Here is a 15966-nt window from a genome sequence, read left to right as displayed (position 1 = left end):
TGCTTTGGGTCCTGCCTCTTCGACGCGATGCTTTCGGTCAGCTTTCGCCTGATCCGGCTCACGTTGCGGCCTGAATCGTCACCCGCATCGCCGCTCAACTCGTCGTTCGCATCGCCGCCGAAGCCTGCGCGCGCGGCGGCACGACCACCGACGCAAAGCGCTCCCGGTAATCGAGCGGCAGCACGCCGAAACGCCGCACAAACGCGCGCCGCAAGTTCTGTTCGCTGCCGAAGCCACAGTCGAGCGCGATCCGCTTGAGCGGCCGGCGCGACTCCGCCAGCGCTTGCGAGGCCGCCTCCAGCCGCAGCGCTGACACGGTTTTGGCCGGCGTGCGGCCGACCTCGTCGACGTAGCGCCGCGCGAAAGTGCGCGGACTCATCTGCGCGAGATCGGCCAGCCGCTCGACCGACAGATCATCGCGCAAATGCGCCGCCATCCAGCTATGCAGCGCCTCGAACGGGCCGCCCGCCGATGCCTGCGCCGCCAGCGCCGCGCTGAATTGCGACTGGCCGCCAGGCCGCTTCATGAACACGACGAGACGCCGCGCCGCCTGCATCGCGACCGCATGGCCCACGTCTTCTTCGATCAGCGCGAGAGCCAGATCGATGCCTGCCGTGACGCCCGCCGACGTCCAGATCACGCCGCCCACACCCTGATCCGTGCTTTCACGCTCGTCGCGAATGAAGATCGGATCGGCATCGACGTGAACTTTGGGGAAGCGGCGCGCGAGGTTTGCCGCGTTGCGCCAATGGGTGGTCGCGCGGCGGCCGTCGAGCAGGCCCGCTGCCGCGAGATAGAAGGCGCCGGTGCACACCGAGCAGACGCGGCGCACCTGCGGCGCGCGGCGCTTGATCCACGCGACGAGTTCCGGTTGCAAGGTGCTGTGTTCGTCGATCGGGATGCCGGGGACGATCAGCGTGTCGATAACCTGGTCGTCGAGCGAGTCGAGGCGCTCGGTGACGACCGGCAAGCCGGGAAAGGTTTGCAGCACGCCGCCGTCGATCGACGCGACGGTGGTGCGGTAGGCCACCGGCGCCGCGGGCTTGCCGCCCGATTCGGCAGAGACGGCTGCGGCAACGGTCAGTTCGGCGCGGCAGAACGCTTCGAGCGGTCCGCTCGCGTCGAGCAGCACGAGCTCAGGCGCGACCGCAAAGACAATGTGGCGAACGGGCATCATGAAAGCACCGCCGCCGAGCGCTTACACGACCACGCATACCCAAGCGTCGCGAGCGCCGCCAGACCCAGTAGCGGAAAAATCGCCGCGTTGATCGTCGCCCAGCCGAAGTGCGCGAGCAATTGCCCGGCGGATAGCGAACCCAGCGCGGAAAACGCAAAGGTCGTGAATTCGCTGGTCGCCTGCGTCTTGGCGCGCTCGGACGGACGATACGATTGGGCGAGCAGCGTCGTGCCGCCGACAAACATGAAATTCCAGCCCACGCCGAGGCACGCGAGTGCCACATAGAAGTGCGGCAGATCGGTCGAACGCAACGCGAACACCCCGCACAGCGCCGACAGCGCGATCCCCGCGCCGATCACCGGCAGCACGCCGAAGCGCTTGATCAGTCGCGCGGAAAACAGCGACGGCGCGAACATGCCGACCAGATGCCATTGAATGATCGCCGCGCCGTCGCCGATCGTGTGGCCACACGCGACCGCGGCAATCGGCGTCGCGGTCATCACGAACATCATGACCGCGTAGCCGAGCGCATTGTTGGCGAGCGCTGCGGCGAAGATCGGCTGACGGACGATCTCGCGGAGCGGCCGCGCGGGCTCGTGAGTCATCGTCGCACTCACGGACGGCGCGGCGTCGCGATATAGCAGCGCCAGCAACACAATCGACGCAAGGCCGAAGCCGGTGACGAGCGCATAGGAGCCTGCGAACGCGACTGGCGCAAGCCAGTCCTTACTCCACGCCGCCAGCAGCGGCCCGCAGACGGCGGCCACCACGCCGCCGGTGAGCACCGTCGAAATCGCACGGCTTTTACCGTCGATGCCGACGGCATCGGCGGCCGCCAGCCGGTAGTACTGCGCGAACGCCTGAAACACGCCGACCGTTGCCGTACCGGCGCAGAACGCCCAGAAACTGTGATGAAAGATCGCCCACACCGAAACCATGCCGCCCAGCGCGCCGACGCCCGCGCCAAGCATGAAGCCCGCGCGCCGGCCAATACGCGCCATCAGGAACGACGCGAAGATCGTGGTCAGCGCGGCGGCGACGGTGATCAGCGAAAACGGCAGCGTCGCGAACGCCTTGTCGTCGGCGAGCGTATAGCCGACGAGGCCGGTCAAGGTCAGATCGATTGAAACGGATGAGGTGTACAGCGCCTGGCAAACCGCCAGCACGCGCGCGGCGCGCCGGCCGTGCGGATCGGAATGACGGGAGCCGGCGTCAGCGGCGAAAAAAGTGGCAGCGGATGGCGGCATCGGTCGAGCCTCGGGCGGCGGAAGTGGCGATGCCTGAATCGTCACACGGCCGGTGGTGGCAGAAATGACAATGATGCATCAATTCCAGCCAGCCATCCCCATGACCCGCCGCAAACCGCAAACCGCGATCGCGGCCGTAGCGCTTACTTATGGAAGGTGACGCCTTCGTCGATGGTGCCGTACATGGTGATGCTGCCCGAACCCGCACCCGGCGAACCCGAACCGCCCTGCGCGCACGCACTGAGCAGCAAGGCCGCGGCAACGAAAGCAAGAAGAAGTTTCATGACAGCGTGTTCCTGCAAAGACAGGCTTCGATTCTAGCCTGGCGGCCCGGCGCCGCTCAGCAGGCCGCCCTGGCTGCCCGCGCCCACCGTCTTTTCGTAGCTGCTGCATTCCATCATTCACGCTAAGCTGAAACATCGAATACCGCAGACAGATACAGTGGACTACATGGCGCCGTGCCCGCGCCGCCCACCGGAGACACCCGATGCCCGCCCCCCTCGCAGATGAACAGAATCACTTTCCGGGCTTGAGCCGGATCGGCGCGTTGCTCGGCGACCCGGGCCGCGCCGCGATGCTATGGGCGCTGATGGACGGCAGCGCCCGCCCGGCCGGCGAGCTGACGATGATCGCCGGACTGTCGCCGTCGGCGGCCAGCGCCCATCTTGCGCGCTTGACCGACGGCGGCCTGCTCGCGCTCGAAGTGCGCGGCCGGCATCGCTATTTCCGGATCGCGTCGCCGGATATCGCGGCGTCGATCGAAGCGCTCGCCAATGTCGCGCAAGTCAGCGCGCAGCAGCGGCCCGTGCCGCGCCCGATTCGGACCGTGCCGGTCGACATGCGCTATGCGCGCACCTGCTACGACCATATGGCGGGCGAATTGTCGGTGCGCGTGTTCGAACGGCTGGTCGAGCGTGGCTTGTTGACGCTGCACGGCACGTCGCTCGAGGCGACCGCCGAGGGCGCCGCCCGCTTCGCCGAATGGGGTATCGACATAGGCGCCCAACGGACCCGTCGGCGCCGCTTTGCCTGCACCTGCCCCGACTGGAGCGAGCGGCGTCCGCATCTGGGCGGTGCACTCGGCGCGGCGCTGCTCGACTCGTGGTCGGCCCACGGCTGGGTCGAGCGTACGGAGCGGCCGCGCATTTTGCGCATCACACCAGCCGGTCATCGGCATTTCGATGCGTTTTTGGCCGCCTAAAGCAGCATATCGAGCTCGTTTCAATTACAGAAATGCCTCAGTTGCCTTACAAATAAAGGCATTGAGACCTTTTGTTACACGCTGGTGAGGTGGCCTTACAAAACTGGGGGCCTTGAAACAAACCGGACGGGTAGAGTTAATTCACGGATGCAGCAAAATGCGGCGTCCGCTGGAGATAACTCATGAGAACAGTCACCGCACACCCCCATTCCACGCCGCGCGTCACCGGCTACACGCTGATCGCTGCCGCCGCCTTCATGTTCGCGGCGCAAGCCACGCTCGCGCAGGAAATCCAGCAGGCGCCGCCGGGTGCCGCGGCACAGGTGGCTGCCAGCCAGAACACCGATCCGCCCGGACGCGTCGCGCGGCTGAACTACACGGCCGGCACCGTAACCACCGAACCGGCCGGCGCGACCGACTGGTCGTATGCGCAGATCAATCGCCCGCTCACGACCGGCGACCAGTTGTGGAACGACCAGAACGCGCGCTCCGAATTGCACATCGGCTCGACCGCGGTACGCCTCGGCCAGTCCACGAGCCTCAACCTGCTGAATCTCGACGACAACAGCGCGCAACTGAAAGTCGCGCAGGGTACGTTGTCGGCCCGGGTGCGCGAACTCGCACCGGGCTCGTCGTATGAAATCGACACACCGAATCTGGCGCTCGGCCTGAACGGCCCCGGCGACTATCGCGTCGACGTCGCGCCGGACGGCAGCACCACCACCGTCACCGTACGCAGCGGCAACGCAACCGTGTACGGCGACAGCGGCCAGGTGCCGATCGCCGCCGGCCAGCAAATCAGCTTTGCCGGCACCAACCTGCAACAGGTCGCCGACAACGGCGCGCCCGGACTCGACGGCTTCGATCAATGGGCCGCGAGCCGCAACGCCGCGGAAGACCGCTCGGTGTCGGCGCGCTACGTGTCGCGCGAGATCCCGGGCTACCAGGATCTCGATGCCAACGGCACGTGGCGCAGCAGTCCGCAATACGGCGAGGTGTGGGTGCCGCGTGCAACGCCCGCCGGCTGGGCGCCGTATCACGACGGTCACTGGGTATGGCAGGCGCCGTGGGGCTGGACCTGGGTCGACGACGCACCGTGGGGCTTCGCGCCCTACCACTATGGCCGCTGGGCCTATGAAGACGACGAGTGGGCATGGGTGCCGGGCCCGATCGTGGTCAGCGAACCGCCCGTGTACGCGCCGGCGTTGGTCGCCTTCGTGGGCGGCCGTGGCGACGGAGTCAACTGGGGCGTGAGCCTCGCGATCGGCGGCGCGGTTGCGGCCGGCTGCGCATGGTTCCCGCTCGGCCCAGGCGAGCCGTGGCATCCGCACTGGGGCGATCACGATCACTGGAGCCCGCGTTACTACGATCGCGTCAATCAGACGACGATCGTCAACAACTACAACCACAACGTCAACGTGACGAACGTGAATGTGAACAACATTCACAACACGTACATCAACTATCGCGCGCCGGGTGCCGTGACCGCGGTGCCGGCGACCGCTTTCGTGCACGGTCAGCCGGTTGCGCGCTTTGCGCAGAAGGTCGATCCGCAGCAATGGCGCAACGCGCAGATCAATCCGGGGGCCCCGGGGATCGCGCCGGTGCGGCAAAGCTTCGGGCCGGGGCTGCGTAATGCGAACTACCGGCCGCCTGCTGAAGTGGCGTCGCGCGCGGTAGTGGCGACGCGCAATCCGGCGATACCGGCGGCGTACCACGATAACCTCGCGCAACGTTTTGCGCAGAGCGGCGGACGGGTGCCGGGCGCGGGTGAGCCGATCGTGCGGACTTCCGTGCCGGCGCACTTCGCGGGCGGTCCGGGCGTGATGCCGGTGCAGAACGTGCGGGTCGTGCAGTCGCATATCGCCGGCCGGACGCCGGGCGCGGCGCCGGGTGCGCCGGGTGTGCCCGGTACACCTGGTACGCCGGGCGCGCCTAACGCAATGCAACAGGCTGGACAGCGGCCGGGTGAGGCGCCGTTCAACGGTCAGCCGCAGCATGGCGGCGAAGCGCAAGCGCGGCCTGGCATGCCGCCGCAAATGGCTAATGAGCGGCCACAACCCGGCCAGGCCATTCATCCGTCCAACGGCGTGCCGCGTCCGCCGCAAGCGGGCGGCGGCAATCCGAACGGCTTTGCGCAGCAGCAGCAGCAGCAACACGGGATGCCGGGTCAAGCGAACCTGCCAGCCGCCCAGCAGCCCGGCGCGAACGTGCCGAACGTGCGTCACGAGCCGGCATGGACGCAGCCGCACACGCCGATGGCTCAGCAGGCGCAGCAGCATGGCGGCCCGCAGCAGCAGGCAGGACAGCCGGGTTTCGCGCCGCAACCCGGCGCGCAAGCTAACGCGGGGATGCAACAGCGTGGCGCGCCGCGTCCGCCGGAGAACCCTGCCATGACGACCCAGCAACAGCACGGCCAGCCGCGCCCAGCGGACAACCCTGCAGTTGCACAGCAAGCGCGCCAGCCGGAAGTCCGTCCACAGTCGCAACCGCAACCGCAGCAGGTACAGCGTCAGCCGCAGCCGCAGGCACCGCGCCCGCCGGAAGTCCACGCCCAGCCGCAAGCGCCGCGGCAACAGGAGTTCCGTCCGCAACCGGTACAACAGGTGCAGCAGCCCCAACCGCGTCAGGAGTTCCATCCGCAACCGGCGCCGCAGCCGCGCCCTCAACCGGTGCAGCAACCGCGTCCGCAGCCGGTGCAACAGGTGCAGCAGCAACCGCGTCCGGAATTCCATCCGCAGCCGGCGCCACAGCCGCAGCCGCGTCCGCAGCAGGTGCAGCAGCAACCGCACCCGCAACCGGCGCCGCAGCAGGTGCAGCAGCATTCGGGTGGCGGCAACCGTGACGAGCATCACAAGGGCTAAGCGCGGTCGAACCTCATCGTTTGACGGCAGCAAGAAAAAACCCCCGCGATTCACATCGCGGGGGTTTTTCTTTGCGACAGGCGGCAGACGCTTAGATCGCCATCGGCGCCGTCAGCGGCTCGTGATGGCGGTAACCGACCAGCGAGAAATCCGACGGCTCGATCTTCTCGAGCCATTCCGGCGCGTACACGCCGGTTTGCGCGTAGTCCGGCACCCGGTCCGCGATCGCGAAGGCCGGGCTCTCGTACGGCTCGCGCGTGAGCTGTTGCTGCAACATATCGAGCTGATTCTCGTAGATGTGCGCATCGCCGATGAAGTAGGTAAACCAGCGCGGCGTATAGCCCGTCAACCGGCCAACCAGATGCAGCAAAGCGGCGCCTTCGGTCAGATTGAACGGCGTGCCGAGCCCGACATCGTTGCTGCGAATGTACAGACACAGCGAAATTTCACGGCGCGCCACGTTCGGCAGGAACTGATAAAGCAGATGGCAAGCCGGCAACGCGATCTGGTCCAGCACAGCGGGGTTCCACGCATGAAACAGGATGCGCCGGTCGGCGGGATTCTGCATGATCGTGTCGAGACACTGGCGCAACTGGTCGATCGCTTTGTACAGCAGCACTTTGCGGCTGCCGTTTTCGTCGAATTCGGTGACCACCTGAAAGCCGCGCGCGGTGGCGTCGGCCAGCTGCGCGCTCGCGGTGGCGTCCAGTACCTTGTAGGCGGGCCATTGGCGCCACTGCACGCCGTACACGTCGCCGAGGTCGTCCGGGCCTTCGCGATACGGATTCGCGAGCCATTGCGGATTCTGGTTGGCATTGGCGTCCCACACCTTGCAGCCGAGATCGCGAAAATCCGCCGCGCTGCGCGACGCGCGCAGAAATCCGACCAGCTCGCCCACCGCCGACTTGAACGCCAGCTTCTTGGTCGTGACCGCGGGGAAGCCCTGCTGGAGGTCGAAGCGCAACATCGCGCCCGGCATGCTGATGGTGCGGATGCCGGTGCGGTTCTCCTGCCACGTGCCGGTGTCGAGAATCGTGCGGACGAGGTCGAGGTATTGTTTCATGCGGGTTCCTTCAGCCGGCGCGTAAGCGCGCCGCGGAGATGAGCGGAAAACCCGATTTTAACAAGCGTAGCCGGGCCGCGCCCGGTCGCGGCTTGCGGAAAGCGGAAATGCCGGTGGCAAAGCCCGGCGAGCGGGACTTGCGCGGCCCTGTCAGAGATGCGGCACCGAAGCCGGCAATTCGCCGTGCGGCGTGACCAGCGGCTCGCCTTCCATATGGCGCATGCCGTGTGCGCAGAGCAGGCGGTACAAGGTCACGCGCGAGATGCCCAGTTCCTGCGCGGCATCGCCCAGACGCCCGCGATGACGCAGCAGCGCCAACTCGATCGCCTGACGCTCGGCCGCTTCGCGCGCCTGCGCGAGCGATACGGGCACGATCTCGACATACTCTGCCAGTTCCAGATCGCGTGCCGTGATCGCGCGCCCTTCCGACATCACGATCGCGCGCCGCACCCGGTTGATCAATTCGCGCACATTGCCCGGCCAGCCGTAGTTATGCAGCGCCGCGATCGCATCGGGCGCGAAGCCGCGCAAACGGCGGCTTGCATCTTTCTTGAAACGTTCCAGCATGTGCCGCGCAAGCAATTCGATATCCTTGCCACGTGCGCGCAGCGGCGGCTCATCGATTTGCAGCACGCACAGGCGGTGATACAGGTCGGAACGGAACCGCCCTTCGATCATCGCGGCGGTCATATCCACGTGAGTGGCCGAAATGATGCGCACGTCGACGTCGATCGAACCATGGCCGCCTAGCCGCTCCACCTTGCGTTCCTGCAAGAAACGCAACAGGCTCGCCTGGCTTTCGAGCGGCAAGTCGCCGATTTCGTCGAGAAACAGCGTGCCACCGTTGGCCGCTTCCACGCGGCCGATCTTGCGCTGATTGGCGCCGGTAAACGCGCCGCGCTCATAGCCGAACAGTTCGGATTGCAATAGATGCGGCGGAATCGCGCCGCAATTGATCGGCACGAAAGGCGCGCTGCGGCGCGCCGAGCGTTCGTGGATCGCTACCGCGGTCAATTCCTTGCCAGTGCCCGATTCGCCCGAGATAAACACCGGCGCGTCGGTCATCGCCACTTTGCGGATTGAGCGGAACAGCGCGAGCATTGCATCGCACGAGCCGACCATTTCGCCTTCGGCGCCTTGCGACCCGTCGTTCGAAGCCGGTTCGCCCAGCGAGATCATGCCGTACGCGTGACCGACCGAATCGACGATTCTGTCGCCCGAATACGGCACCGTTACATAGTCGAAACAATAGTCGCGCACAAGCCGGCGCAAGGCGGCGTCCTGCAGTTGTCCCGGCATGGTGGCCGCGACCCAGCCGACGTTCGGCATGGTCAGGCAAGACTCGAATGCGGCGATTTCGTGTGACTGAAAATGGCTGGACAGATCGAGCAGTCCGCCCGCTGCCATTCCGGCGCGAACGGCGCGGCGCACATCGCGTGCGGACCCAACGACTTCGACATGCCAGCCGCGCTGATGAAAGCAAGTATTCAGTTCCGCGCTCGGATCGCGTGAAACGTAAATTAGTTGCCGCGTTGCGGGTTCCATTATTCAGATCCTCTCGTCAACGAACGTTAAGGATGACGCACGCACCTGAACCCAGGTTCAGACACGCTGACTCATCCGGGATTCGCGAATCGCAAAAACCGAACGGCCATTCCATTCCGTGCGGACAGCTGATCCCCAAGAAAGCGGCGTGTGTGTTTGAGACGGCCCGTTAGCGGGCTTTTTTAAATGTATAGCTCTTTTTCGAGAGCTTACTATACGCGCGCCGCCTGGAAAACAATTATGCGAATTTAATCGGGGACTCCTTACCCCACAAGGCTGAGCGGGTAATACACAGGTATTAAGCTTACGAATAAAAGCCTGTGGAAGCGCTTTTCCTGGCGTTCACCCCGAGGTAGTACGTACCTATGCGATTTACGAATCACAGGTATTTTCTGCCTGCCGTTTCAGCACTGAAACGTTTTGGTTCGATTTCTCAATTGTTACTCCACGGTTTGCGGGTCGCATCCTGACGCATCAATGGATTGCGACCCATGGCACACGTTTCGCTAAATGCCATGCACCAAGGAGACACATCATGCGCCTCGCTTTCCGCATCGAGATGAGCCGAATTGCGCCTTGCGCCGCACTTTGCGCAGCGCTTTGCACCGCTGGGGCGCTTATTGCACTGCCCGCAGGCGTCAATGCCCAGGAATCCGTACTAGCTCAATCCGTCAATACGCCCGATACCGCCGATGCCGGCCCCGTCACCCTCGCGAGCACGATGCCCGCAGCGGCGGGCTCGCCGGACGCAACGGCTGCCATCGCCGCTACGGTGCTTGAAAGCCGTCAGCTTGCCGGCGAGGTACTGAATGTTCCGGCCGATGCTACATCCGTGAACGATATTTCGCTCGACGACCAGGTGCTGTCGCGGCAACGCGGCGGCGCGGTCGGCATGGTGATGGTGGCGGCGACGCCGCAGCTGATGGGCGGCAACGGCAACAGCGGCGGCAACAGCGTGACGCTCTGGGACGAGATCGCCCCACCCTCGCCGCTGCCGATTCCGATCGACGCCGCGCGTGCTGCGCAAGGCAACGTCGCCAGTTACCAAAGAAAGTAGCCGGACAAAACCAGCAACGCAATTCAGCGGCCGGCGCGTTCCCGACCGCTCATTCGACAAAGCAAGGACGGACATGATCCCCCCAACCCAGACGTCGCGCGCATGCAGCCCGGTGGCGGCGCTACCTGCCCTGCTGCCGGCCACATTGGCAGCCGTCGTCGTCCTGCTCACCGCCGGTTTCAGCGTCGATGCCGCCGCGCAACAGGTCACCAACCCGGGCGACATCATCGTCGAGCGCACGATCACCCCGCGCGACGCTTTCGTGCCGGTGCCGAAGAGCCAGGATCCGGTCGCGGTGCAAGCCACCACCTTCCCGGCCACCTCATTCAATCCGGCCATGGCCCAGGTAGTCGGCGATACAGATCTGACGAATGCGCATGGCTCGAGCGGCGTCGCCGACGGCGGCGTGCTCGGCAGCAGCGGCATGCAGGCAGTCGCACAGATTTTGAGCGGCAAGGCGACCGGCAACAACGTCGCGCTGAACGCCGGCACCATCGGCATGCCGGCTCCGGGCATCGGCGGCACCATCACCACATCGGTGACGGGCGCGTTGGCACCGCTGTCGAACGCTCTGAGCGGCACGCTCGGGGGTCTGAAATGAATCCGGCCCAATCTCTGCGGCTGCGCGCGGCCCTGCTCGCCTGCCTGAGCGGTGCGGCGCTCGTAGCCGGCGCGGCCCACGCGCAATCGGTGCCCAGGATCGGCGCCGACTCGACGATCGGCAACGGTGCGGCAGCCGGCGTCACCGGCGCGCTCACGGTCAATGAAACCGCCGGTGTCAATAACGCGCAGCTCAATCAGATCACGATCTCGACCGGCAACGCGGTCGCCAACGACAACGCCAGCGTGCAAAGCGCCTCGGTGGCGGCAAGGGTCACGAACGCGCGTGCGTCGATCGAGGCCAATGCATTTTCGAATTCATCCGGTGCGGTGCTGGTGAACCAGTCCGCCGGAGCAGGAAATCTGCAGCGCAACAGCGCCCAGCTGGGTACCGCGGCGCTCGGAGTCGAGATCGTCTCGGATGGAGAGCTATCCGCGACGGCCCCGAAAAACGGAGGTCCGGGTCAATCCATCGCGGTTCATAGCGTACGCGAGGCAAACATCTCCAGCGATGCCTTCAGGAACGTCAATGGGATCGTACAGATCAACCAGACAGCCGGCGCCGGTAACGCCACGGCAAACAGTTTTGTGCTCCGTCCCCCGGCGGGCACTCTTTTTAACTGACCACACTTAAAGTATCGGAGCGAAATCATGAAGCGCACTCTTATCGCCGCAGCCGTACTCGCAGCAGCATCGGGCAGCGTATTCGCACAGGGGTTCGATGTCTCGTACAACCCGTTCATCTTCAACGCCACGCTGGTCGGAGAAGAAGTCGGCATCGAAGGCTTTGTCACGCTGTTTGGCTGCGTGCAGGTCTCGGGCACGGCCGGCGCCGTCGTCAACAACACGCAAAACGTGATGACGAACGCGACGCTCAACCCGAACGCACAGACCTACACGTCGGGCCACATCACGACCACCATCAACAATAGCTACGATTCGGTCAAGGGCGGCGGCACTGCGTTCGCGACGGCCACGCGCTCGAGTTCGTCGTCCTCGTCGTTCTCCGAAGGATTCGGCGAAACGTCCGGCTACGCGTATGGCCATCAAAGCAGCTCGATTTCGGGCGGCGGCTATGAGTACAGCCAGAAGAGCGCGGCAATCGAAGGCAGCTTCAGCCACAGCAGCCAGAACCAGGGCGGCCATATCTCGGCCGGCGGCCAGATCGGCGGCAGCTACAACTATTCCGTCGACAACGATCCGAGTCACGGGCAAGGCTCGTTCCACGCACAAGGCGGCTACTCTGCCGGCTACCACGCGTCCAGCTACAGCAACTCGAAAAACCTGTCCGGCGAATTCGAAGCGGCGTCCGGCTCGGGTCAGGGCGCGGCCTGGAACTTCCATGCCGACCAGGGTTCGGGCTACCACGCCTTTGCCGAACAGGAAGGCGGCTATAGCAACCATTCGTCGACCGAGACCGACAGCGTTTCCGCCGCATGGGGCGTCGACGCCTATCTGAACAAAACCGACGTGGATGTGACCGGCAGGGTCACGGAACACATCAACACGCAAAAAGCCGGCCACCTGACGGCGACCACGGGCACCGGTGTCGGTAACGGCGTATCGGGCAACGTCGGTATCAACATCGCGGAAGGGGTCGACAACGCGCAAAGCAACGACGCATCGCTCGCATCGGTCGATGTGGGCAACGTGTTCGGCAATGCGCAAGTCTTCAACTCCCAGACGTCGGCCGGTACTGCCAAGATCAACAACTTCATGGTCAACGCATCGATTGGCGACAATTCGTTGCAAGGCGCGTCAGGCAACATCGGCGTGAACGTGGCAGCCGGCATCGGCAATGCACAGAACAACAGCCTTGCCGCTTCCACGACAACCGTCGAGGCGTATCACTCGTCGGATGTCGCGATGGTTGCGACCGACCAGAGCAGCCAGATGGCTAACCTGAGCTTTAACGGCTCGTTCGAAGGCACCGCGATGCTGGGCAACAACACGCTGCAATACTCGAGCGGCAACATCGGCGTGAACATCGCCGGCGGCGCGGGCAACCTGCAGCACAACGGCTTGGCGATCGCGGCGTTGAACGTGAGCAGATAAGCAGGCGTATCGGGGAGGGTAGCGCCGGCGGCCTTGCGGCCGCCGGCGCCAATAAAAGCAGGAGACCAGCATGTCCGGGTTCAAGGGGTTCCCGGCGCTACGGTTCGCCGTGGCGCTGGCAGGGTGTGCTCTAGGCGCGGGCAATGGCTACGCGCAGGCGAGCATCGACACGTCCACGCTGGCGGGCGTTCCGCTGACCAAGACGGTTCGTTCGATGAAGGACATCCGTTACAACCACATCGTCAATCAGCAATTCGACTACAGCTGTGGTGCAGCGGCGCTCGCGACCCTCCTCAAGTTCGGCTACGGCATCGATATTCCGGAAACCGAACTGATCCGCCGGATGATGGTGTTCTCCACGCCCGAAGTCGTTGTCAAGAACGGCTTCTCGATGCTCGACATGAAGAAATTCGTCGAGACCATCGGCTTGCGCGGCCGCGGCTTCCGGGTCAACGCCGAAGCGCTCCAACACCTTCAAATCCCCGTGATGGTTCTGATGAACATCGACGGGTATGAGCATTTCGTGATCGTCAAGCATGTCCAGGATGGCCGCGTGTTCATTGCGGACCCGGCGCTCGGCAATCGCATCGTGCTCGGTGAGGACTTCGCCAGGACCTGGAACGGCCTTGTGTTCGCAGTCCTCGGCAAACCCTTCAGGGAGGATTCACCGCTGTTGCAGGACAACGAGTCGCTCGCTCTCAAGCTGCGCGCAAGCGCGCTTGCCAACGGCACCGCGGCGACGCCCTTTGTCGAGTACGGCTTGATCAAGGCAGACCTGTTCTGACCCAACCATGAAGCGTCTCTCACAGTTAGGCCTGGCGATCTGCACCATAATGTGCGGCCTGACCAGCAGCGCCTACGCGTCACAAAGCGCCGGCTTGCCACCGGTGCCCGAATTTCTCGCGTCGCGCGATATCGACTCCGCCGCTATCAAGGTGCAGATGGTGGACGACGAGGTCCTCGCCAATCAGACCGGCAAATATGCCGGCGGCACCATGATTTCCGGCTTCGTTCTGAATGTGATTTCGCAATGGCAACTGCCCAACGGCGCGAACGCCCTCGCCCAAGGCACGCTGACTGCCGTGCAGAACGCGGCCGGCCAGTTAGCCAGCACCGTCAACACGCTTGCGCGCGTGACCGACGGCGGCTTCGGCAATGCAGGAGCCAACTCGGGGGCCAATCCCAATGCTCAAGCGAGCGGCGGACAGAGCATATCGGTCAACGGCGTCTCGCAAGTGACCCAAGTGGCAGGCGATCGAAACATCGGCGCCAACTCGGCACTCATCGATTTCAACAATAACGCCGTGTCGCCGGCAAGCACCGCCAACGCACCGTCAGCGGCGGCCGGCAATTCGGCCGGCTCGATCAAAGCCGGCATTTCCTTCGGCAGCAACGGCGTAAGCGTCGCGCTGCAAACACCCGCAGGGCTCGCCACCCAGACCATCACGACGAGCAACGGGCAAATCGCCCAGTTGCTCCAGATTGCAGGCAATAACCAGCAAGTCGCCAACCAGTTGCAGTTGCATTTGCAGACGCAGCAAATGTCGGCCGCAATGATCCGTCAGCTTGGCGTACTACAAGCCCTGCAAAACGGCAGGAGATAACGATGCGGGCCGCCACCCGCTATTGCAGCAAATGCAGTACTGATACGGCGGCGCAATGCCAGCAGACAGGCGGCGCGCTACCGGAACACCGGGGGAACACAAAATGAACAACATGAGATCGACAAAGGTGCCGCGAATGGCACTCGCGGCCATTCCGGCCGCCGTCATGTTATTCGCACTGTCGCAAGGGGCGGGGGCGCAAGCACTCGCCGGGCAGTCGGTTGAAGAACGGCTGAACACGCTGATGCGTGTGGTCGACGAGCAGCAGCGGCAGATTCGCTCACTCGAACGACAGGTTACCAACCTCGAAATGGCGCAACGCGGCCGCGGCGCGCCGGGCTACGGTGCGCCCGCGGGCAGCGAAGCCGTGGCCGAGCAACCCGGCGCCGACGGCCTGCCCATGCCGCTGCCGCCGCTCGCGCAGATCAATCCGGGCACGCCCGCGACGGGCGGCAACACCGGCACGGCGACCGGCGTGCCGGTCTATCCGCCGGTACCCGAGGGCAATACCGCGGGTGGCTTGCCGGCCGCCACCGACGGCAGCGGCGCGATCGGCCAGACCCAGAAGGCCGCCGAACCGGTGCGCACGCAAGCCGAGCAAGCGGTCGTGCAGCGCGAACATGCGCCGCTCTTCGATCACAAGCTGACGATGGACTGGGGCATCAGCGACACTTACTACGATCGCCGCCAGTTGCAGCTGTCGGGCTTCCTCGCGCTCGACGCGATTTTCCTCGGCAACATCAACCTGGGCGAGACCAAATCGCACCAGGTGATGGCCGATCTCGATACGCGCTACGGCCTGACCGACCGCATCAGTATCGACGTGGACGTGCCGTACATCTACCGGCATAGCAACTTTATCGTCGGCGGGGCGGGCGGCGCAGCGAATACGCTGTCGGACGCGTCGCTGAACGGCAGCAATATCGGCGACGTCAACTTCGGGATCTACTACCAGTTCCTGAAAGAGACCAACAGCCTGCCTGACGTAGTGGGCAGTCTGCGCGTCAAGGCGCCGACCGGCACGTCGCCGTTCGGCGAGAAGCTGGTGCAGCTCGACAGCAACAACACCAACCTCGTTGCGCCCACCAAGCTGCCCACCGGCACCGGCTTCTGGAACATTACGGCCGGCGTCTCGCTGTTGAAAACCTATGACCCGGTGGTGCTGTTCGGCAGTCTTTCGTACACCTACAACGTCGCGCGGTCGTTTGCGGACATTTCATCGGTGCAGGGGCAAACCCAGCCGGCGACAGTCAAGCTCGGCGACATCGTGCAGTTCGGGGGCGGCGTAGCGCTGGCGTTCTCCGATAAGGACTCGGCCAGCATCTCGTACACGATGGCGCTGGAACCCGAATCGAAGACCCGTGCACCGGGCGGCTCATACGAAAAAGTGCCGGGCAGCGAAACCACAGCCGCGGCGCTGAATTTTGGCCTGAACCACGTCGTGAACAAGCACTTGACCATCAACGGCTCGGTGTCGGTCGGCTTGACGCCCGATGCGCCGAACTTCGTGGTCGGCCTGCGGTTTCCCTATACCTTCTGACGTGTCAACGATA

The 15966-nt window shown here is 64.6% G+C and carries 14 protein-coding genes; 9 read left to right on the top strand and 5 right to left on the bottom strand.

All coding sequences use genetic code 11. From position 1 onward, the window contains the following. Window positions 1-94: 94 nt before the first annotated feature. The 3 genes from WN982_RS05170 to WN982_RS05160 form a co-directional block, all read right to left on the bottom strand. Window positions 95-1174 (bottom strand): helix-turn-helix domain-containing protein, encoded by a 1080-nt coding sequence (locus WN982_RS05170; protein WP_341315721.1) that lies wholly within the window; start codon window positions 1172-1174, stop codon window positions 95-97. Beyond that, window positions 1174-2424: an MFS transporter gene (locus tag WN982_RS05165; RefSeq protein ID WP_341314697.1), complete on the bottom strand. Its 1251-nt coding sequence runs from the start codon at window positions 2422-2424 to the stop codon at window positions 1174-1176. The genes WN982_RS05170 and WN982_RS05165 overlap by 1 nt, the downstream gene beginning before the upstream one ends. Window positions 2425-2567: 143 nt before the next feature. Then, entirely contained in the window at window positions 2568-2708 is a 141-nt protein-coding gene (locus WN982_RS05160) for a hypothetical protein (protein ID WP_341314696.1), read from the bottom strand. 203 nt (window positions 2709-2911) lie between these two features. On the opposite strand from WN982_RS05160, the gene WN982_RS05155 reads away from it, so the two are divergent. Next, entirely contained in the window at window positions 2912-3625 is a 714-nt protein-coding gene (locus tag WN982_RS05155; RefSeq protein ID WP_341314695.1) for a helix-turn-helix transcriptional regulator, read from the top strand. A 182-nt stretch (window positions 3626-3807) separates the two neighbouring features. Beyond that, window positions 3808-6489 carry a DUF6600 domain-containing protein gene (locus WN982_RS05150; protein ID WP_341314694.1) on the top strand — a complete coding sequence of 894 codons (2682 nt, stop codon included), beginning with the start codon at window positions 3808-3810 and terminating at the stop codon, window positions 6487-6489. A 91-nt stretch (window positions 6490-6580) separates the two neighbouring features. Here the strand turns inward: WN982_RS05150 and WN982_RS05145 are convergent, their stop codons facing one another. Both WN982_RS05145 and WN982_RS05140 read right to left on the bottom strand, forming a co-directional pair. Continuing rightward, entirely contained in the window at window positions 6581-7552 is a 972-nt protein-coding gene (locus WN982_RS05145; protein ID WP_341314693.1) for a thymidylate synthase, read from the bottom strand. A gap of 150 nt (window positions 7553-7702) precedes the next feature. Then, window positions 7703-9097, bottom strand: a complete 1395-nt coding sequence (locus WN982_RS05140; protein ID WP_341314692.1) for a sigma-54 dependent transcriptional regulator — start codon at window positions 9095-9097, stop codon at window positions 7703-7705. 535 nt (window positions 9098-9632) lie between these two features. Here WN982_RS05140 and WN982_RS05135 point away from each other — a divergent pair. The 7 genes from WN982_RS05135 (at window position 9633) to WN982_RS05105 (ending at window position 15953) form a co-directional block, all read left to right on the top strand. Next, window positions 9633-10154 (top strand): hypothetical protein, encoded by a 522-nt coding sequence (locus tag WN982_RS05135; protein ID WP_341314691.1) that lies wholly within the window; start codon window positions 9633-9635, stop codon window positions 10152-10154. Between the two features lie 73 nt (window positions 10155-10227). Beyond that, window positions 10228-10755 (top strand): hypothetical protein, encoded by a 528-nt coding sequence (locus WN982_RS05130; RefSeq protein ID WP_341314690.1) that lies wholly within the window; start codon window positions 10228-10230, stop codon window positions 10753-10755. Continuing rightward, complete coding sequence (locus WN982_RS05125) at window positions 10752-11378, top strand: hypothetical protein (RefSeq protein ID WP_341314689.1); 627 nt, start codon at window positions 10752-10754, stop codon at window positions 11376-11378. Before WN982_RS05130 ends, WN982_RS05125 begins: the two co-directional genes overlap by 4 nt. Window positions 11379-11405: 27 nt before the next feature. Then, on the top strand, window positions 11406-12809 hold the full coding sequence (locus WN982_RS05120) for a hypothetical protein (protein WP_341314688.1): 1404 nt from the start codon (window positions 11406-11408) through the stop codon (window positions 12807-12809). 70 nt (window positions 12810-12879) lie between these two features. Next, a complete protein-coding gene (locus tag WN982_RS05115; RefSeq protein ID WP_341314687.1) occupies window positions 12880-13593 on the top strand; it encodes a C39 family peptidase in 714 nt (237 codons plus the stop codon). A gap of 7 nt (window positions 13594-13600) precedes the next feature. Then, window positions 13601-14413, top strand: coding sequence for a peptidase C39 (locus WN982_RS05110; RefSeq protein WP_341314686.1), 813 nt, complete (start codon window positions 13601-13603; stop codon window positions 14411-14413). A 103-nt stretch (window positions 14414-14516) separates the two neighbouring features. Then, a complete protein-coding gene (locus WN982_RS05105) occupies window positions 14517-15953 on the top strand; it encodes a hypothetical protein (protein ID WP_341314685.1) in 1437 nt (478 codons plus the stop codon). The last annotated feature ends 13 nt before the right edge of the window (window positions 15954-15966 follow it).

The sequence above is a fragment of the Paraburkholderia sp. IMGN_8 genome (assembly GCF_038050405.1).
GTDB lineage: Bacteria > Pseudomonadota > Gammaproteobacteria > Burkholderiales > Burkholderiaceae > Paraburkholderia.
The sequence above is the reverse complement of the archived record's forward strand: the minus strand, read 5'-3'. Positions and strand labels throughout refer to the sequence as shown.